This is a genomic window from Erwinia sp. PsM31 (genome assembly GCF_030433775.1).
Taxonomy (GTDB): Bacteria; Pseudomonadota; Gammaproteobacteria; order Enterobacterales; family Enterobacteriaceae; genus Erwinia; species Erwinia aeris.
Genome location: NZ_JARUWZ010000001.1, coordinates 67025 through 85323 on the forward strand (window position 1 = coordinate 67025; position 18299 = coordinate 85323).

The 18299-nt window shown below is 60.4% G+C and carries 17 protein-coding genes; 9 read left to right on the forward strand and 8 right to left on the reverse strand.

The window, feature by feature from the left end; genetic code table 11:
- Positions 1-7: 7 nt before the first annotated feature.
- From pqqC to QCD69_RS00325, 5 genes are all read left to right on the forward strand, one after another.
- Positions 8-760 carry a pyrroloquinoline-quinone synthase PqqC gene (gene pqqC / locus QCD69_RS00305; RefSeq protein ID WP_253458354.1) on the forward strand — a complete coding sequence of 251 codons (753 nt, stop codon included), beginning with the start codon at positions 8-10 and terminating at the stop codon, positions 758-760.
- Positions 760-1044: a pyrroloquinoline quinone biosynthesis peptide chaperone PqqD gene (gene pqqD, locus QCD69_RS00310; protein WP_125287256.1), complete on the forward strand. Its 285-nt coding sequence runs from the start codon at positions 760-762 to the stop codon at positions 1042-1044. The genes pqqC and pqqD overlap by 1 nt, the downstream gene beginning before the upstream one ends.
- Positions 1031-2164, forward strand: coding sequence for a pyrroloquinoline quinone biosynthesis protein PqqE (gene pqqE / locus QCD69_RS00315; protein ID WP_253458351.1), 1134 nt, complete (start codon positions 1031-1033; stop codon positions 2162-2164). Before pqqD ends, pqqE begins: the two co-directional genes overlap by 14 nt.
- On the forward strand, positions 2161-4629 hold the full coding sequence (locus QCD69_RS00320) for an insulinase family protein (protein ID WP_301250615.1): 2469 nt from the start codon (positions 2161-2163) through the stop codon (positions 4627-4629). The genes pqqE and QCD69_RS00320 overlap by 4 nt, the downstream gene beginning before the upstream one ends.
- A gap of 135 nt (positions 4630-4764) precedes the next feature.
- Positions 4765-6408 carry a methyl-accepting chemotaxis protein gene (locus QCD69_RS00325; RefSeq protein ID WP_253458345.1) on the forward strand — a complete coding sequence of 548 codons (1644 nt, stop codon included), beginning with the start codon at positions 4765-4767 and terminating at the stop codon, positions 6406-6408.
- Positions 6409-6426: 18 nt separating this feature from the next.
- Here QCD69_RS00325 and QCD69_RS00330 read toward each other — a convergent pair whose 3' ends face one another.
- A complete protein-coding gene (locus QCD69_RS00330; RefSeq protein WP_253458341.1) occupies positions 6427-6675 on the reverse strand; it encodes a helix-turn-helix domain-containing protein in 249 nt (82 codons plus the stop codon).
- A gap of 522 nt (positions 6676-7197) precedes the next feature.
- Between QCD69_RS00330 and ftnA the strand changes: the two genes are divergently transcribed.
- Entirely contained in the window at positions 7198-7704 is a 507-nt protein-coding gene (gene ftnA, locus QCD69_RS00335) for a non-heme ferritin (protein WP_253458339.1), read from the forward strand.
- Between the two features lie 106 nt (positions 7705-7810).
- Here ftnA and QCD69_RS00340 read toward each other — a convergent pair whose 3' ends face one another.
- The 3 genes from QCD69_RS00340 to QCD69_RS00350 form a co-directional block, all read right to left on the reverse strand.
- On the reverse strand, positions 7811-8302 hold the full coding sequence (locus tag QCD69_RS00340; RefSeq protein WP_253458336.1) for a GNAT family N-acetyltransferase: 492 nt from the start codon (positions 8300-8302) through the stop codon (positions 7811-7813).
- 15 nt (positions 8303-8317) lie between these two features.
- Positions 8318-8752, reverse strand: coding sequence for an SRPBCC family protein (locus QCD69_RS00345; protein ID WP_253458333.1), 435 nt, complete (start codon positions 8750-8752; stop codon positions 8318-8320).
- 68 nt (positions 8753-8820) lie between these two features.
- Entirely contained in the window at positions 8821-9732 is a 912-nt protein-coding gene (locus QCD69_RS00350) for a LysR family transcriptional regulator (protein ID WP_301250616.1), read from the reverse strand.
- A 126-nt stretch (positions 9733-9858) separates the two neighbouring features.
- Between QCD69_RS00350 and QCD69_RS00355 the strand changes: the two genes are divergently transcribed.
- The 3 genes from QCD69_RS00355 (at position 9859) to QCD69_RS00365 (ending at position 13575) form a co-directional block, all read left to right on the forward strand.
- On the forward strand, positions 9859-11172 hold the full coding sequence (locus QCD69_RS00355; RefSeq protein WP_301250617.1) for a M20 family metallo-hydrolase: 1314 nt from the start codon (positions 9859-9861) through the stop codon (positions 11170-11172).
- Between the two features lie 204 nt (positions 11173-11376).
- Complete coding sequence (abgT, locus tag QCD69_RS00360) at positions 11377-12903, forward strand: p-aminobenzoyl-glutamate transporter (RefSeq protein ID WP_301250618.1); 1527 nt, start codon at positions 11377-11379, stop codon at positions 12901-12903.
- A 144-nt stretch (positions 12904-13047) separates the two neighbouring features.
- A complete protein-coding gene (locus tag QCD69_RS00365) occupies positions 13048-13575 on the forward strand; it encodes a hypothetical protein (RefSeq protein ID WP_301250619.1) in 528 nt (175 codons plus the stop codon).
- A 41-nt stretch (positions 13576-13616) separates the two neighbouring features.
- Here QCD69_RS00365 and QCD69_RS00370 read toward each other — a convergent pair whose 3' ends face one another.
- The 4 genes from QCD69_RS00370 to QCD69_RS00385 all read right to left on the reverse strand — a co-directional run bounded on the left by QCD69_RS00370 (position 13617) and on the right by QCD69_RS00385 (position 18299).
- Positions 13617-14888 carry an acid phosphatase gene (locus QCD69_RS00370; protein WP_253458324.1) on the reverse strand — a complete coding sequence of 424 codons (1272 nt, stop codon included), beginning with the start codon at positions 14886-14888 and terminating at the stop codon, positions 13617-13619.
- 137 nt (positions 14889-15025) lie between these two features.
- Positions 15026-16252, reverse strand: coding sequence for a cupin domain-containing protein (locus QCD69_RS00375; protein ID WP_301250620.1), 1227 nt, complete (start codon positions 16250-16252; stop codon positions 15026-15028).
- A gap of 542 nt (positions 16253-16794) precedes the next feature.
- Positions 16795-17700, reverse strand: coding sequence for a malonate decarboxylase subunit epsilon (gene mdcH, locus QCD69_RS00380; RefSeq protein WP_301250621.1), 906 nt, complete (start codon positions 17698-17700; stop codon positions 16795-16797).
- A complete protein-coding gene (locus QCD69_RS00385) occupies positions 17697-18299 on the reverse strand; it encodes a malonate decarboxylase holo-ACP synthase (protein ID WP_301250622.1) in 603 nt (200 codons plus the stop codon). The genes mdcH and QCD69_RS00385 overlap by 4 nt, the downstream gene beginning before the upstream one ends.

Sequence of the window (18299 nt, forward strand, 5' to 3'; positions counted from 1 at the left end):
GAAAATCATGCAACAGACTCCCATGACGCGCGAAGCGTTCGAGCAGGCGCTACGCGCCAAAGGCGCTTATTACCATATCCATCATCCTTACCATATCGCCATGCACAACGGCCAGGCGACGCGTGAGCAGATCCAGGGTTGGGTGGCGAACCGTTTTTACTACCAGACCAGTATTCCGCTGAAGGACGCCGCCATTATGGCGAACTGCCCGGATCCGCAGACGCGCCGCAAGTGGGTACAGCGTATTCTGGATCACGACGGTCATCAGGGCAGCGAAGGCGGGATTGAAGCCTGGCTGCGCCTGGGCGAAGCGGTCGGCCTCAAGCGCGAGACGCTGCTGTCGGAAGAGATGGTGCTGCCCGGCGTGCGTTTCGCCGTGGATGCTTACGTTAACTTCGCCCGCCGCGCGGTATGGCAGGAAGCGGCCTGTAGCTCGCTGACCGAGCTGTTTGCGCCGGAAATCCACCAGTCGCGCCTGGACAGCTGGCCACAGCACTATAAGTGGATCGAAGCCGAAGGCTACGGCTATTTTCGCGGCCGCCTGAGCCAGGCTAACCGCGACGTCGAGCACGGGCTGGCGCTGGCGCTGGACTACTTCACCACGGCCGAACAGCAGCAGCGTATGCTGTCTATTTTGCAGTTCAAGCTGGATATTCTGTGGAGTATGCTGGACGCTATGACCCTGGCCTACGCGCTGCATCGTCCGCCTTACCATACCGTGACCGACCAGCCCGTCTGGCATAAAGAGAGATTGCTGTAATGACCCTTAACGACCAGCAGATACCTGCGTTTCGCCGTGGCTACCGCCTGCAGTGGGAGCCGACGCAGGATTGCCACGTGATCCTGTATCCGGAAGGCATGGCGAAGCTGAACGAGAGCGCCACCGCGATTTTGCAGCTGGTGGACGGTAAACGCCCGCTTGCCGCGCTGATTGCCGAACTGAACGCTCGTTTTCCCGATGCGGGCGGCGTGGATGAGGACGTCAAAGCGTTCTTTATGCAGGCCGTCGAACAGAAGTGGATAATTTTCCGTGAACTCGCTTAAGCCTAATCCGCCGCTCTGGCTGCTGGCGGAGCTGACCTATCGCTGTCCGTTGCAGTGCCCCTACTGCTCAAACCCGCTGGATTTCGCCCGGCAGGAGCAGGAGCTGACCACGGCGCAATGGATAGAAGTTTTTAAACAGGCCCGCCAGATGGGCGCCGTCCAGCTGGGCTTTTCCGGCGGCGAGCCGCTGGTGCGTAAAGATCTGCCCGAGCTGATCCGTGCCGCGCGGGATCTGGGTTTTTACACCAACCTGATCACCTCCGGCATTGGCCTGACCGAGAAAAAGATCGACGCCTTTGCCGAAGCGGGTCTCGATCATATCCAGATCAGCTTCCAGGCAAGCGACGAGACGCTGAACGCGGCGCTGGCGGGATCGCAAAAAGCCTTCCAGCAAAAGCTGGCGATGGCGAAAGCGGTCAAGGCGCACGGCTACCCGATGGTGCTGAACTTTGTGCTGCATCGCCATAACATCGACCAGATCGATCGCATTATTGAACTGGCGATCGAGCTGGAGGCCGACGACGTCGAGCTGGCGACCTGCCAGTTTTACGGCTGGGCGCAGCTGAACCGCGAGGGCCTGCTGCCTACCCGCGAGCAGATCGCCAGCGCCGAAGCCGTGGTGCAGCGCTACCGCGAAAAAATGAAGGACAACAGCAACTTCGCTAACCTGCTGTTCGTGACGCCCGACTACTATGAAGAGCGGCCGAAAGGCTGTATGGGCGGCTGGGGCGCGATTTTCCTGAGCGTGACGCCGGAAGGCATGGCGCTGCCGTGCCACAGCGCGCGCCAGCTGCCGATCGCCTTCCCGTCGGTGCTGGAGCATACGCTCCAGGAAATCTGGTACGACTCGTTCGGCTTTAACAAATATCGCGGCTTCGACTGGATGCCGGAACCCTGCCGCTCGTGCTCTGAAAAAGAGAAGGATTTCGGCGGCTGCCGCTGCCAGGCCTTTATGCTGACCGGAAACGCGGACAATGCCGATCCCGTCTGCGCCAAATCGCCGCATCATGGCCAGATCCTTGAGGCGCGTGAGCAGGCCAACTGCAGCAATATTCAAATCAGCCAGCTGCAGTTCCGCAACCGCACCAATTCACAGCTGATCTTTAAAACCGAAGCGTGAACGGTCATTCCTCTTCCCGCGTAGCAAACGGCCTGCGGATCACGCTGATCCACGAGCCGGAAGCCGCGCGGGCGGCGGCGCTGTTCCGGCTTTCCGCCGGTAGCCTTGACGAACCCGCACGCTGGCCGGGCCTGGCGCATCTGCTGGAGCATGTGCTGTTCGCCGGCAGCGCCGGTTATCAGCAGGAGCAGCGGCTGATGGCCTGGGCGCCCGCCCACGGCGCGCGGCTTAACGCCACCACTCAGGCACATTTCACCGCCTGGTTTGTGGAGATCGCTCCCGAGCGGCTGGGGCAGGCGCTGTGCAGGCTGTCTGATATGCTGGCGCGCCCGCTGCTGGCTACCGAGGCGATTACCGCAGAAGCGGCCGCGATCGAGGCGGAGTATCGGATGCTGCAAAGCCATGGCCCGACGCTGTGCGAGGCGGCGCTGAGCCAGGCCTTCGCCGCGCCCCATCCCCTGCACGATTTTCACGTCGGCAGCCAGCGCCATTTCGGCGACGACGCGGTCGCGCTCCAGCAGGCGCTGCGGGACTGGCATCAATGCTGGTTCCATACCGGCAATCTGGAACTCTGGCTGAGCGGCCCGCAGCCGCTGCAGGAGCTGGAAGCCATGGCCGAAGAGGCCGCGGCGGCTTTTGCTCGTGCAGAAACCGTGCCTGCCGCGCCGCCGCTGTTACAGCCGACCGCAACAAGGGCTTTTGCTCGCGCAGAAACCGCGCCTGCCGCGCCGCCGCTGTTACGGCCGACCGCACCAAGGGCTTTTGCTCGCGCAGAAACCTTGCCTGCCGCGCCGCCGCTGTTACGGCTGGCCCCACAGCGGGCTTTTGCGCTGCAAAGCGCCGCAGCGCAGCATCTCCAGCTGAGTTTTCTCCTCAACGACCCGCAGCCCGCCAGCCTGACGCTGCTGCGCGAGCTGCTGACCGACAAAGCGTCAGGCAGTTTGCTGGCGACGCTGCGCGAACAGGGGCTGTGCGACGATATTTCGCTGCTGGAGCCTTACCGCAGCGCGCGGCAGTCGGTAGCCAGCGTGCGCTTTCAGCTGAGCGGCCTTCAGCTGGCGCAGTGCGCCCGTATAGAAGCGCTGTTCCGCCGCTGGCTGGCGCAGCTTTCTGGCCTGACGCAGCAGCAGCGGGCGCACTATGCCAACCTCACGCAGCGGCGTTTCAGCCAGCTTTCTCCTCTCGACCAGCTACGCGATCTGGCGCTGGGTTTTCCGCCTGCGCAGTCGACCACGCCGCTACCCCTGCCGCAAAGCCTCAGCCGGCTGTGGGTATCGCCTGCGGTCAGCGCGCCGTCCGTCCGCGCGCAGGGCTTTACGCTACGGCTGGCGGCTATCGACTGGCCGCAGGCGGAGCCGGAGCCGGAAACGCCGCCCGCCCTGCATTTCTATTCGCCAGCCTCCACGCCCGTCACGCCCGCGTTACCGGTAGCGAAAAGCACGCTGGCGTTGGTTGCCGCGCCGGTCGAACCAACGCTGCTGCTTAGCGTCCAGCCTGGCCTTCTGCCAGATCGACGTAGCGCCGCGCTGATCGAGGCCGCGCTTCAGCCCGCGATGGGCGATGCGCTGCACGGCGGCGGCGAGCTGGCCTTTTCCCGCCAGCACGGTCTGTGGCAGCTGCGGCTCAGCGGTCAAGATGCATTACTGGCCGCTACGCTGGATCGGGCAATACAGGCGCTGACAGATCCGCCAGCCGCCACCCAGGCTTTTGGCGAACGGCTTTTTTATCAGGCGCAGCAGGCTGACGATATCGCCATCCGCTGTCTGCTGGCGCACCTGCCCGATTTGCTGAACAGCACGTCAGCGGATGCGCTGTCGGCGCTACGCTGGCAGGCCACGCTTTACGGCGGCGCGGCCAACAGCGCAGCAGACCTGGCGCGGCTGCTGACCAGGCTGCCGGGCGCGGTCGAACCGGCGCAGTCACCGCCGCACGTTTTCCCCACGCAGCCGCACTATTCCTGCCCGACGGCAAGCCGTGATGCGGCGGTGCTGGTGTTCTGCCCGCTCGCCGAGGCCAGCGCGGTCTGCTTTGCCAGCTGGCAGCTGCTCGCCACGCTGTTTGAGCCGCGCTTTTTTCAACGGCTGCGGGTCGAGGCCAACATCGGCTACGTAGTCAGCTGCCGTTTTCATCAGACCGCCGGACAGGCCGGCCTGCTGTTTGCGCTGCAATCACCTGCTTTAAGCACGGCAGAACTGTTCGGGCATATCGATCGGTTTATCGCCGATATGGCGGCAACGGTAGATAGCCAGACCACCGAAACGCTTGCCGCCAGCTGGCTGTCATTGCTGCCTTCCCTGCCCGAAAGCGTGCCGAAAAACCGCGAGCACATTACCGCTCACTGGCTCTATCAGCAGCTTAACCTGCCGTTCAGTTTTGCCCGGCCCTCGCCCGATCGGCTACGTCAGGCTTATCGACAGCTGACCGCCAGTTGCGCCCGCTGGTGGCGGCTGAGCAACAGCGCCTAAAGCAAATTTTTGCCAGGCGCTCACGCTAATCGATTCAGCTTATATTTTATTCACCGTCTGACGCCCGCGCGCCATAAAGTTTCCCTGCGTGACTACCGATAAGCCTTTATCGACTCCCCTTTCCGAGTACGCAGTATGCTAAAAAATATTAAAGTTGTGACCAGCATCGTTATCATGTTGGTTATTTTCAGCGGGCTGCTGCTGGTTTCCAGCGCGCTCTCATTTAACGCTATTAGCCAGGACAAAGAGAATTTCAACCACGCCAGCGTGCTGACGCAGCAGCAGAACCAGCTCAGCGACACCTGGCAGACGCTGCTTGAAACGCGCGTCACCATTAACCGTGCCGCTATCCGTATTCTGAAAAAGCAAACCGATCCGGCCACGCTGGCGGCCATCGACAAGCTGCTGACCAACGCCACTGCCCTGCTTAACGAGGCGCAGGCGCACTTTGAACGTTATCAGCGTGCGCCTGCGCAACCCGGACAAAGCAGCGAGATAACGGCCAGCGTGGCCAGCAGCTATCAGCAGCTGCATGACACCATGAAGCAGTCTGTCCAGTTTCTCGGCGCGAATAACTACGAGGCTTACGGCAATCTGGATGCGCAGCAGGCGCAGGACGGCCTGAAAGCCAGCTATAACCAGTGGCGCGAACAGAACGCGAAGCTGCTGGCGACGGGCATTGAGGTCAATCAGCAGGGCTTTACGAATATGATGTGGACGCTGGCGGCAGTGATCCTGCTGCTGCTGGTGCTGGTGCTGGTCATCTGGAAAGTGATTAAGGAAGTGCTGCTGCGGCCGCTGAAGCAGGTTGAGGAGCATATTCAGCACATTGCCGAAGGCGAGCTGACCCGCACGCTGACGGTGGAAGGCCGCAGCGAAATAGCCAGGCTGGCCGCCCATCTTTCCGCCATGCAGCAGGCGCTGACCGTTACCGTCAGCCACGTGCGGGAAAGCTCTGACGCCATCTACACCGGCGCGAGCGAAATTTCGATGGGCAACAACGATCTCTCCGCCCGTACCGAGCAGCAGGCCGCCTCGCTGGAGCAGACCGCAGCCAGCATGGAAGAGCTGACCGCCACGGTGAAGCTGAACGCAGAAAACGCGCGTCAGGCCTCACAGCTGGCGTCGAGCGCGTCGCAAACCGCAATCAAAGGCGGCAAGGTGGTGGACGGCGTGGTGCAAACCATGAGCGATATCGCCGGCAGCTCGAAGAAAATCGCCGATATCATCAGCGTGATTGACGGCATCGCTTTCCAGACCAATATCCTGGCGCTTAACGCCGCCGTGGAAGCTGCCCGCGCGGGCGAACAGGGCCGTGGCTTTGCCGTGGTCGCGGGCGAAGTGCGCAATCTGGCCCAGCGCAGCGCCCAGGCGGCGAAAGAGATCAAGACGCTGATTGAAGCATCCGTCAGCCGCGTCGACGCCGGTTCGCTTCAGGTCACCACCGCCGGAGAAACCATGCACGATATCGTCGATGCCGTGGGACGCGTCACCGCCATTATGGCAGAGATCGCTTCCGCCTCTGACGAACAGAGTCGCGGCATCGATCAAATTGGCCAGGCGGTCACGGAGATGGATCGGGTCACGCAGCAGAACGCTTCGCTGGTACAGCAATCGGCCGCCGCCGCCGCGTCGCTGGAGGACCAGGCGACCCGTCTGGCTCAGGCCGTTGCCGTGTTTCAGACCGGCCACGCGCGCGCGCCAGCCGCAAAACCTGCCGAAAAAGCCCTGAAAAAAACGCAGCCGGCAGCCGGTGAAGGAAACTGGGAAACGTTTTAAGCGAGCGTCGCCGACGGCTTACCGGCCGTTCTGATTGTGATACTTATGTGGCCGCACCGGATGCTGATAGCGTGTCGGCCATATTTTCTCGGGAGCGATGTCCAGCGCTTCAGCAATCAGCCGCTCGCCTTTCGGCCACGGACGGCGCAGCGCGTTAGCCAGCGTCGAGGACGCCAGTCCCGCCTGCCGTGAAAGCGCGGATAAGTTTGTGCCTCTTTTTTTTAACGCAGCGATAATGTCTGCGGTATGCCAGTCCTTTAGCTCCATTATGCATCCCTTTTATGAGTTAAACCGTTGTCCGCGGCTGAGCCGCCCGTCATATCATTTATCTGCTTCACGTCGTTATCGGCCGTTGACGATGTCCAGCCACGTCGGCAGGGCGCCAGACAGCAGCGATAACGCACGCAACCGCCACTATTATATTTTTGCAAAAAGCGGCGTTTATTCTTTCCCTGTTATACAGCTAAAAAGCGCGTTTTTAAATATTTATTCCGCCAAAAAAACGAATTTAACCAATGGAAAACCCTTTCAAATCATTAAGTAAACAAGTAATTCGTATAGCTTATGCATACTCTTAAAAGGACGCCTTTTTTAAAACGAATAGCTAACAAGAATAATTATCAAAACCATTACAGCAGGCCCCAACATGAGAAAGGATGATAATAATTATCACTCCTTATTTTTCGCCGCAGATAAATATAAAATATATTTTTCTGCGGTTTTTATTTCTCTGCTTCCCGTGCATAATGCGGCAAATAATTATTTTGCCTGTTAATATCTGGAGCCGCTATGCTGACTGCCGAAATGACCGCTCGCCTGAACGATCAGTTAAACCTGGAATTCTTTTCCGCCAACCTCTATTTGCAGATGAGCGCCTGGTGCGCCGACAAAGGGTTTGAGGGGGCCGCCGCCTTTCTGCGCGAGCACTCCCGCGAAGAGATGCAGCATATGCAGCGCCTGTTCAACTACCTGAGCGATACCGGCGCCATGCCGGTGCTGGGCAGCATCGCCGCGCCGCCGGTGACCTTTGACTCGCTGAACAACGTGCTGGAACAGGCCTACGAGCACGAGCAGCTGATTACCGCAAAAATCAACGAGCTGGCGCATGCGGCAATGACGTCGCAGGATTACTCTACCTTTAACTTCCTGCAGTGGTACGTGGCCGAACAGCATGAAGAAGAGAAGCTGTTCAAATCCGTGCTGGATAAGCTGGCACTGGTCGGCACCAGCGGTAAAGGGCTGTTCTTTGTTGATAAAGATCTGATGCAGATGAGCACCTCAGGCGAGCAGGCCTGAGTAAAAGGGGCGAAGCGTTCGCCCCTGAGGATGTTGACAAAACCGTGCCCGGTCAGCAGGGCGCAGTCAGGCTGGTGACTGGCGGCAAAAACCGGCTGCTTTTCTGCTACAGCGCCAGCCGGTAGAACTTTGTGTCCACCTTCATCACGGGGAAAGCGGCCGGTAGCGCGGCTTGCGCCACTTCGCTAAAGCCGTGCTTCTCGTAAAAACGATGCGCCGCCAGAAATTTCGCGGTGGTGCCCAGCCAGACGTCACGGAGCTGCCGCTCGCGAGCGTGCGCGAGCAGCGTTTGCAGCAGGCTATTGGCCACGCCGTGCTCCCTGCCTCGCCAGTCTTCCGCCACGAACATTTTCCGCAGCGCGGCCTGCTGCTCGCCGATATCCTTCAGGCCGATACAGCCAACAACCCGATCGTCGACCGTCGCCAGCCAGAAATCGCCCGCACCCTGCTGATAAAAGGTCGGGATATCGCTGAGATCCGGCTGCTGCTCTGCCGAAATCGCAATACCGAACTCGTGATTCTGGATCGGCAGGATCAGATCTTTTACCCCCGCCTGGTAGCGAGGATGGTAGCGCTGCACGATAAATCGCGTCGTCATGGCGAAGATCCTTACTCAGCCAGCCTGTTGCGCGACGTTTTGCAGACAGGTGGCGAAGACGCCTTCACTGATGCTCTGCGCTACTTCCTGTTCATCATGGCCCGCCTCAACCTTGAAATCCGCCCACCATTCCGCCAGCGTGGTGCCGTCGTTTTTCGGCGTCAGCTTCACCACCGCCACGTAATCCGTGACAGGCATGATGCCGTCCAGAATCGCGTAGTGCAGCTCCCAATTGGCTTTATCCAGCTTTACCAGGCGCTCGCGCACTATGCCATCGGGCAGCGTCAGCTTTCTGACCACGCCGACCTTGCTTTCGGTAGCGCCATCTTCCAGCTCGCTGGAGGAGATAGCCGGATGGATTTTCGGCAGGCCGTTAAAATCGGCAATCAGCGGCCAGATTTGTTCTGGCGTGGCGGTAATGATGCGGCTGGTATAGGACGAGTGCGACATAGTAGAAACCTCTTAGCGTAAAAATTTAACTTTAGCATGTTGCTGCTCTTTCCCGTTGACCGTCAGAGCTAAGCCAGCACCAGCGCCTGGCTCTGCTGGCGAAACAGCCTGGCCAGCTGCGCGCCCATCGGCGTCAGCGCGGTATCTTTACGTCGGATCAGGCAGAAGGTCGCCCTGGGCATTTTTTCCCGCAGCTTTAGCGCCACCAGCCGATGGCCGACCAGCGGATCGGTAAAAAAATCCTGCGACAGGATGCTGACGAAATCGCTCTGGGCCAGCAGGCTGGCGCAGGCCATAAAAGTTTCGCAGGTGATGGTGATAGCGGGTAACGGGCCGCTGTCGGCGAAGAGATCCTGCAACAGCTGATAGTAGCTGCCGTTGGGCGAAGGCATGGTCCAGCTACAGTGGCGCAGCGCTTCCAACGAGGTGGCGTTCGCCAGCGGATGGCCTTTGCGTACCACCACGCAGTAGTCGCGCTCCATCAGCGTTTCGTAGCTCAGCTCGTTGTCCTGATGGCCGGGAGACCAGGTATTGATGGTGAAATCCAGTTCGCCCTGACGCAGCTCCGGCAGCAAGGTCACCAGCTGGCCCTCCAGGATGCGCACGCTGACTTCGGGAAAGAGGTGATGAAACTGAGTTATCACCTTTGGCATCAGCGTGCGGGCGATGCTGCCGCCCACGCCGATATTGACCGAGCCGCCCGCCTGGCCCAGCCGCTGCTGGATCTCTTCCTGGGCGACCCGCAGCTCCTCCAGGATCAGGCTGGCGTGACGAAAAAAATCTTTGCCTGTCGCCGTAAGCTGAACGCCCTGCCGCTGCCGGATAAACAGCGGCGCACCCAGCGCTTCTTCCAGTTCCTGCACCGATTTAGAGAGCGCGGGCTGCGAAAGCTTCGCCACCCGGCTTGCCGCCCGGATGCTGCCCTGACGCGTCACTTCCACAAATGCACGAAGCTGGTGCAGCTTGATCGATGCGGGCATAAAACCTCCTTGTGGGTGATAACCGTTGTTTATCAGTCAAAAGATATTGTCATCTTCTGCGCGCCGAAACCACTGTGTAGAGTCGATAAACCAGCATTTTTTGTACTGCTATTAAAGGAACCAGAAATGGAGCAAGCCGTAACCGATTTTGTAAAAGAGATCTCTCTCCGCCTGCAACACTGGCGTCGCGATTTGCATAAGTTCGCCGAGTCCGGCTGGCTTGAATTCCGCACCGCCACGCTGGTGGCCGAAGAGCTGCACCGCCTGGGCTGGTCGCTACAGCTGGGCAAAGAGGTGATTAAAGCGGAGGCGCGCATGGGAGTGCCTGCTGCGGAGGTGCTGGCGCAGCAGGAGCAGCGGGCATTGGCCCAGGGCGCGCTGCCGCAGTGGCTGCCGCACTTTTCCGGCGGTTTTTGCGGCATCGTCGCGACGCTGGCGACCGGGCGTCCCGGCCCGGTGATGGCCTTTCGCGTTGATATGGACGCGCTGGACGTGGTGGAAATGCAGGCGCAGGCGCATCGACCTTTCGCCGAAGGCTTCGCCTCCTGCAACGAAGGCATGATGCACGCCTGCGGCCATGACGGGCATACCGCTATCGGGCTGGGCGTGGCGCAGGTGCTGAAGCAGTTTTCCTCGCGGCTGTGCGGCACCGTCAAACTGATTTTCCAGCCGGCCGAAGAAGGCACGCGCGGCGCAAAATCGATGGTGGAAGCGGGCGTGCTGGATGACGTGGATTTTTTTACCGCCATTCATATCGGCACCGGCGTGCCGGCCGGAGAGCTGGTGTGCGGTAGCGATACCTTTCTGGCGACCACCAAAATGGATATCGCTTTTCGCGGCGTAGCCTCGCACGCGGGCGCGCGGCCGGAAGAAGGCAAAAACGCGCTGCTGGCGGCGGCGCAGGCCACGCTGGCGCTGCATAACCTGCCGCAGCACAGCGGCGGCAGCTCGCGTATTAACGTAGGCGTGCTGCAGGCGGGAACCGGGCGCAACGTCGTGGCCGATCGCGCGCTGCTGAAGGTGGAAACGCGCGGCGCCACCAACGACATCAATGATTTTATCTATCAGCAGGCGCTGCGAGTGGTGGCGGGCGCGGCGGCGATGTATGACGTGCAGCACGAGGTAAAGCTGATGGGCGCGGCGCGCAGCTGCCAGCCGACCCGGCCCTGGGTGAACTATATCCGCCAGCAGGCCGCGCGCATTCCGGAGCTGACCGCACTGGTCGATAGTCGGGGCCAGCCCGCCGGTTCTGAAGACGCTACCTATATGATGGAGCGGGTCAAGGCGCGCGGCGGCCAGGCTTCCTACATCATTTTCGGCACGCAGCTAAGCGCCGGTCATCACAATGAGAAATTCGACTTTGACGAGGCGGTGATGGCGACGGCGGTCAAAACGTTGGCCGCCCTCGCCTTTCATATCGACAGCTTTACCAACGAGTAACGACCGCGTATGGCGACAGCACCGCACCGCTTTAATCGCCAGGTGCACTAATGACGTAACAAGCCGCGTGCGGAGATAGCACCGCACCGGCAGTAAGGCACGGTTTTTGCACGTGCTTTTGCAGCAAGGCGTCGCAGACGCTGCCCGAGGCTGGGCCCGATCCCAGCCCGACAATAAAAAAGCCAACACAACAGAGGGTAAAACATGAGTGATACAACCGCGCCGGGAAAAAGTCCCGGCAGAGTCTTCAGCTGGGTTGAGCGCATCGGCAACAAGGTGCCCAACCCGTTCTTACTGTTCGTTTATCTGATTATCGTGCTGATGGCGGCAACCGCCGTGCTGTCGTGGCTGGACGTTTCGGTGATCAATCCCGCCAACGGCGAGGCCATTCGTGTTAAAAACCTGCTGAGCGTGGCGGGTTTGCAATGGATCCTGCCGGGGATCATTAAAAATTTCAGCGGATTTACACCGCTGGGATCGATCCTGGCGCTGATGATCGGCGCGGGCCTGGCGGAAAAAGTGGGGCTGCTTCAGGCGCTGATGCATAAGATGGCGTCATTTGTCAGCGCCCGCTACGCCAGCTATATGGTGCTGTTTATCGCCTTTTTCAGCCATATCTCATCCGATGCCGCGCTGGTGGTGATGCCGCCGCTGGGGGCGCTGATGTTTATCGCCGTGGGCCGTCATCCGGTCGCCGGGCTGATGGCGGCTATTGCGGGCGTCGGTTCCGGTTTTACCGCCAATTTGCTGATCGTGACTACCGACGTGCTGCTTTCCGGCATCAGTACCGAGGCGGCGAAGGCGGTCAGCGATACCGTGCACGTCAGCGTGCTGGATAACTGGTTTTTTATGGCCAGCTCGGTGGTGGCTTTAACCCTGGCGGGCGGTCTGCTGACTGACAAGTTTATCGAGCCGCGCCTGCCCGCCTGGCGCGGCGAATCGCAGGACGGACTGGCGAAGCTGACGCCGCTGCAAAATCGCGGTCTGCGCATCAGCGGCATCGCTTCGCTGGTGTTTATCGCGCTGGTGGCGCTGCTGGTGGTGCCGGAAGGTGCACCGCTGCGTCATCCGCAGACGGGCAGCGTGATCCCCTCGCCTTTTATTCAGGGCATCGTGCCGCTGATTATCCTGTTCTTTTTTGTAGCCGGGATAGCCTACGGCGTGGCGACCAGGCAGATCCAGCGACCCAACGACATCCCGCAGCTGTTGATTGAGCCGATGAAAAGCATGGCCGGTTTTATCGTGATGGTCTTTCCGCTGGCGCAGTTTGTAGCCTTTTTTAACTGGAGCAACATGGGCAAGTTTATGGCCGTGGGGCTGACCGATCTGCTTGAAAAAGCAGAGATGACCGGCGCGCCCGCCTTTATCGGCCTGATGTTCCTCTCTGCGCTGCTCTGCATGTTTATCGCCAGCGGTTCGGCAATCTGGTCGATTCTGGCGCCTATTTTCGTGCCGATGTTTATGCTGCTGGGCTTTCATCCCGCTTTTGCGCAGATGATTTTCCGTATTGCGGATTCGGCCGTGCTGCCGCTGGCGCCGATGTCGCCTTTTCTGCCGCTGTTTTTGGGCTTTTTGCAGCGCTACCGCAAGGATGCGCAGCTGGGCACCTATTACGTCCTGATTGCGCCCTACCCGCTGCTGTTTTTTTGCGTCTGGCTCCTGCTGCTGCTGGCATGGTACGCGCTCGGCCTGCCTATCGGTCCCGGCGTATGGCCGACAATGCCGAACTGATCCCGATGGAACAACAGATATAAAGTTGATGTGAATCAACGGACAAGGTGGAAATATCGGCCGCCGGACGCGCTATCGTTTATAGTCTGAGCGCCTGAAGAAACCCGTGCAGGGAAATGCCGAAACCGGCTACAAGGAGAGGAAATGAAGCCAAAAATCAGTGTGCTGGCTCTGAGTCTTGCAATTATCACGCTGCTCACGGGCTGCGATCGGCAAGAGACGCGGCCGGTGAAATTTATCAATCCTGATAAAGTTATGCAGGATTCAGGGCTGGCGGATCAGCTGAAAACGCGGCTGCAGACGGTCGATCAACAGCTCCGACAGGGTCTGAAGATGGCGCAGGAAAACGGCGCCAGGCTGCCGGAGGAGAAACGACGCAGCGCGCTGCTGGCCGATCGGCAGCTGCTGGATCTGGAGTGGCAGCATGAGCAGCGCCGGGCTAACGGCGTCGCGCTGAAAGCGATAGCGGAGGCGGCCGGAAAGTACCGCGAGCAGCACCAGCTGCTGGCGATCCTGCCTGCGCAGGCCGCACTGGCCTTTGCGCCGGAAGCGGATATCAGCGAAGCGCTGGCGAAAGAGCTGAAAGGGAAAACCCTCGATTTCGGCGCGCTGCCAAAAATCGGCGTTAAAAGCGAGGAGCCAACGGCGGCAGAAGCCAGTACGCAAAAATAGCGCCGCATTACAGAGGAACCGGGGCGATGGCCGCCCCTTTTTTATCCTTTATGCATATCAGCCGCCGCTGAGAGATCCAGCCGCTGCCAGAAGTTCTGCTCCGGCGTGGTGCCGGAAAGCGGATAGCCTGCGGCGATAGCGGTCGCCACCATCCTTTGCCGACGCTGCTGCGCGCTCAGCTGCGGCAGCGCCGCTTCCAGCAGCACCTCAGCGCCTTCCGGCACCACAACCGCTTCCTGCTTCACTTTCTCCTGCGGCAGATCCCAGGTCATGGCAAAACGTGCAAACTGCTGCATCTGCGGCGCGGCGTAAGGATCGGCCGCGCCAGCCGGTTTCGCGCACTCGGCGAGCGAGGTGCCGCACTCTTTCTCCAGCGCGTCGCGCAGCTGCTGCTTCGCTTCAGCAAACAGCGGGCGATACTTTGCATCATTGAGATAGTGCGCCACGTTACGCTGCGCCACCATACGGGAGCCAATCAGATCGATCGGATAGTGCACGCCCAGCACCATGCGCGAATAGCCGTAGCGCGCGGCGCGATCCATCAGTGGTACAAAGCGTTCCGGCACCATTTCGCCCAGCAGCAGCGCATCGGTCCATGCCGTATTGGTGTGGCCGCTGGGGAAAGATCCTTCGCTCGCCTGATAGGGCTGGTTATCTTTCACCACTGCCGTATCCGGCACCGCATGGATAGTGTTGCCCGGCATCAGGAAAGGACGTGGATAGTTAAAGTGCGCTTTGGCCGCGCCGGTGCTGACTTCGCTGGCCTTGATCAGCGCCGCCGCCTTACCCATCTCGCCTTTGGTGTAGGCGTTCAGAAAGGCCTGACCCAGCTTCGGCCCCAGCGCGTCGGCCAGAAAAAACAGATGGTTTTGCCCTTCCGCATCAATAATCGCCTGGCGACGCTGGCCGTCGGTCGCGTCGAGGTTAACCTGCGCCACGCGCTGCATGCTGGCGTCCAGCTCGCTTTTCGGCAGCGTGGTGAAAGCGCTCAGCAGCGCGATGCCCGCCTGCTGGTTGGCTTTTTTAGCAAAGTCGTAGCCGCTCGCCTTCAACCAGCCGCGATCCGCCAGCTTATCGCTCTGCTCGGTTTTCTCCAGCTGCGCGCGCGTCAGCTTAGCGGCATCGCCCTGCAACGCGCCGATCAGATCTTGCTGGATTTGAGCGTCAAAGGCCGCGAACCGGGCATCGCTGCTGGCGGGCGTGGTGGTTTCAACAATCCTCTGGATGCTATCGAAGTCAACGGGCGTGGTTTTTGCCTGAGCAGCCTGCGCCAGCAGCAGCGCGCTGGCCAGCAGAGAATAACGAAAGCGCATAAAAGTTCCTTAATTTACGTCGGTTAGCTTTATCGGCTTTTATGCTGGAAGAGGTTGATGACAGGAAAGTGACAACTTATATTTTGAAACGAATTGGCACAGCGATCGGGCCGCCTCCCTGCGGCCTGCCGGGTTCTTTAGCCGCCGACCACCGGCTTTTTGCTTTTATCCAGCGCCTGCATAAAAGCGTCGTCGAGATGCAGATGCTGGCGTACCAGCTGCGGCGGCGTCGAGGCCAGCCACTGATTCAGCGAGATATCCGCGTAGTAGCTGCTTTTAAACAGCTCCAGAAAACGCAGCGGCTTGTCGCCGGTGTTTTCCACATAGTGGCCCATCGCAAAAGGCACGTAGCCGACATCGCCCGCGCGAAAATCGAAGGTGCGTGCCTGGCCCGAAGAAGCAAACACGCCCATCCGTCCTTCGCCTTCCAGGTAGTATTGCCACTCGTCGGTATTGGGATGCCAGTGTAGCTCGCGCATCGCGCCCGGCTGCAGCTCTACCAGCGCCGCCGCGATGGTTTTTGACACCTTAAAAAGGGAGGAATCGGTAATCCGCACCGTGCCGCCCTTTAGCGTGATGGGCTGCTGCGCCAGCATCCGGTGACTGAAAGCGGTGGTGGAACGGGTCGCGCCCGCAATGGCGTCCTTTTGCAGATCGCCCGGCGGTGTGGCGGCGAAGATATACTCATCGGCCGGTGAAGGAAGCTTGCTGAAGGTTTCCACCGGCACGCCAAAGTTTTTCGCCAGCACTTCCGGCGGCACGTGCTTAAACCAGTCGCTGAGCAGAAAAGTGCTGTCTTCGTCAAAGCCGCCGTTATCAAACGCCAGCAGGAACTCGCAGCCGTCCGGGCCAAGCCCCTGTATCGAGTGCGGCACGCCGGAGGGGAAATACCAGAGATCGCCCACGCCGACGTCGTCCACAAACCAGTGGCCGTCGACGTCCAGCGCGGTGATGCGCGCCTTGCCGTACAGCATATAGGCCCACTCGCCCTCTTTATGCCAGTGCAGCTCGCGGATGCCGCCGCTGTTAAGGCGCATATTAACGCCGGCAATGCTTTTGGAAACGCCCAGCTCGCGCTCGGTGATCTGTCGCGTCCAGCCGCCGCTGCCTTTACGCACGTGCGAATCGCTATAGGAAAAACGCAGGTTGGGCAGCGTGCCACTGTCGGTAACGGGCGGATTGACGATATCGGGATTTTCTCCCTGACGCAGCGGATCGTGCGGGCCGGGATCGCTGCCGCCCATCTGGCCGGTCCAGGGTTGCGCGGCCACGGTGCGATCATGAGCATGAACGGAGCCAGCCGCCAACGCAACGGTGCTGCCGGCGGCAAAGGTCATAAAGCTGCGACGAGTAATAGGATTCATGTCTGCTTCCTTGTGTCGAAGGGTTAAGGCGCGCCGCGCTGCATAGCGGACGCGAACTTAAGCTTAACTACACAAAAATCAACAGAACCTAACCGGGGAAAAGCTTAAAAACGCTGAAATGTAAGCAATAACACATCAAATAATTTTTTTGATAGTTCAGATAAATTTATAAAATTTGGTCTACGCGACAACATAATCATGACGTTACAGCTTTGTTAAACGTTTTTGCCAGCAGCAATGTCCGCCCTGACCGTTTCGTCATCAATTATTTTTATTAAGAGGGAGGAGAAGAGCGCAACACCTGGTTACGTGGTTACGCAGAACGAAAAATATCGCGGCGGCATTATCACGCTGCGGACACGACCGCACGGGCCTGTGGCGCAGCCTTTACCGCTGTTTGCCGGATGATCAGTACCGCTCATCCTGTCGCGCAGCCTTTTTCGCTGTTTACCGGGTAGTCAGTGCCATTTATCCTGATGCGCAGCCTTTATCGCTGCTTACCGGGCGGTAAGAGCTGGTCATCCTGCCCCGGGCGCGATCGTTCAGCCGCCGGCCTGCAACCGCTTCGCCAGCGTTAACGCCAACTCGTAGCCGCCCTGCTCCAGGGAAAGCGCTTCGCCTTCGCTGAAAGCCTGCCGGGTCAGGCCGGTCAGCACCGCGCCGGGCGGCACCTCAATCGCCAGCCGGACGTCGCGCTCGTTGGCCGCTATCATCGCCTCATGCCAGCGCACCGTGCGCGACATATTATACGCGAGGTCATCCGCTATCTGCGCCGGCTGCCAGAGCACGCGGCCGCTGCTGCTGCTCAGCCAGGCGCGACGCGGGCGAACAATCGTTACCGCTTTAAACGCCTCCGCCAGCTTTGCCGCCGGTTCCGCCAGCAGCGCGCAGTGTGAAGGCACGCTGACCGCCAGCCGGTGCGTTTTCTGCGCGCCTGCGGCTTTCGCCCTTTCCGCCGTCGCCTGCATCGCCGCCTCGCTGCCCGCAATCACCAGCTGCCGTTCCGCGTTGATATTAGCCAGCCAGCTCTCTTCTCCCAGCAGCGGCTCCAGCTCGCTCTGGGTCAGGCCGATAATCGCGGTCAGGCCGTAGCCTGCCGGATAAGCCTGCTCCATCAGCTGCCCACGCAGCGCCACCAGCCGTAACGCGTCGTCGAAGGCCAGCGCGCCCGCGACTACCGCCGCAGGATAGGCGCCAATGGATAAACCGCTGGTCATCGCAAACGCCAGGCCCTGTCGCTCCAGCTCCCGCGCATGCGCCACGCCCGCAATCAGCAGGCACAGCTGTACCGCGCGCGTATGCCGCAGCGCCTCTGCCGAATCCAGCGCCGAGGCGTCTTCATTCAGCGCTTCGCTGGCCTCTTTCAGGATTGCCTCGCCCTGAGGCAAATTTTGCAGCATGCCGGGCTGCTGCGGCCCCTGTCCGGGAAAGGTCAGTAAGATTTTCATCGCGGCGTCTCCCATGGCGCGGCGGTCAGGAAAGGGCCGCCATCGGTTTTCAACAGCACTTTGCCGTCGCGCAGCCACTCCGCCAGCGCAAAACCGCCCAGCCTGGTTTCCAGCTGCGTATCGGCACGGCAAGGCAGGCTGGCGCAAAGGCTTTGCCAGCGCTGCAACGCCGATGCGGCGGGCGGCTCAGGCGCGCGGATCAGTAAATCCAGATCGCTGCCCGCGTGCATTACGGCTTCGCCGGTCGCCAGCGCATAGCCCAGGCTGCCGGTGACGCCCCATGCCCACGGCCAGTCCGCCTGCGCAAGCCGCAGCGCCGCCTGAACGGGCGGCAAAGTATAAAAAGGGGTGTGCGGCAGCCGATCGATAAGCGCTTCCGGCGACAGCACGCGCACTACAGCCGCAGCGTCAACCCAGCCCGCCGCGCGCTGATGGCGGGCCGGGCCGCGTACGCCGACGGGAATACGTCCCTGCGCATCCCTGTCGCGTCGCACCACCAGCGGCAAAGCCGGCTGCCAGTGGGCGACCCATTCAGGCAAATCGCCCTGCAATGCTTCACGATCGCTCAGCCAGAGCAGATCGTGCGGCCGAACGTCCAT

Excerpts from the sequence above, each read along its gene's own strand:
- pqqC (WP_253458354.1), top strand. The coding sequence starts at position 8 with ATGCAACAGACTCCCATGACGCGCGAAGCGTTCGAGCAGGCGCTACGC.
- pqqD (WP_125287256.1), top strand. The coding sequence starts at position 760 with ATGACCCTTAACGACCAGCAGATACCTGCGTTTCGCCGTGGCTACCGC.
- QCD69_RS00325 (WP_253458345.1), top strand. The coding sequence starts at position 4,765 with ATGCTAAAAAATATTAAAGTTGTGACCAGCATCGTTATCATGTTGGTT.
- QCD69_RS00330 (WP_253458341.1), bottom strand. The coding sequence starts at position 6,675 with ATGGAGCTAAAGGACTGGCATACCGCAGACATTATCGCTGCGTTAAAA.
- ftnA (WP_253458339.1), top strand. The coding sequence starts at position 7,198 with ATGCTGACTGCCGAAATGACCGCTCGCCTGAACGATCAGTTAAACCTG.
- QCD69_RS00340 (WP_253458336.1), bottom strand. The coding sequence starts at position 8,302 with ATGACGACGCGATTTATCGTGCAGCGCTACCATCCTCGCTACCAGGCG.
- QCD69_RS00345 (WP_253458333.1), bottom strand. The coding sequence starts at position 8,752 with ATGTCGCACTCGTCCTATACCAGCCGCATCATTACCGCCACGCCAGAA.
- QCD69_RS00350 (WP_301250616.1), bottom strand. The coding sequence starts at position 9,732 with ATGCCCGCATCGATCAAGCTGCACCAGCTTCGTGCATTTGTGGAAGTG.
- QCD69_RS00355 (WP_301250617.1), top strand. The coding sequence starts at position 9,859 with ATGGAGCAAGCCGTAACCGATTTTGTAAAAGAGATCTCTCTCCGCCTG.
- abgT (WP_301250618.1), top strand. The coding sequence starts at position 11,377 with ATGAGTGATACAACCGCGCCGGGAAAAAGTCCCGGCAGAGTCTTCAGC.
- QCD69_RS00365 (WP_301250619.1), top strand. The coding sequence starts at position 13,048 with ATGAAGCCAAAAATCAGTGTGCTGGCTCTGAGTCTTGCAATTATCACG.
- QCD69_RS00370 (WP_253458324.1), bottom strand. The coding sequence starts at position 14,888 with ATGCGCTTTCGTTATTCTCTGCTGGCCAGCGCGCTGCTGCTGGCGCAG.
- QCD69_RS00375 (WP_301250620.1), bottom strand. The coding sequence starts at position 16,252 with ATGAATCCTATTACTCGTCGCAGCTTTATGACCTTTGCCGCCGGCAGC.
- mdcH (WP_301250621.1), bottom strand. The coding sequence starts at position 17,700 with ATGAAAATCTTACTGACCTTTCCCGGACAGGGGCCGCAGCAGCCCGGC.
- QCD69_RS00385 (WP_301250622.1), bottom strand. The coding sequence starts at position 18,299 with ATGGACGTTCGGCCGCACGATCTGCTCTGGCTGAGCGATCGTGAAGCA.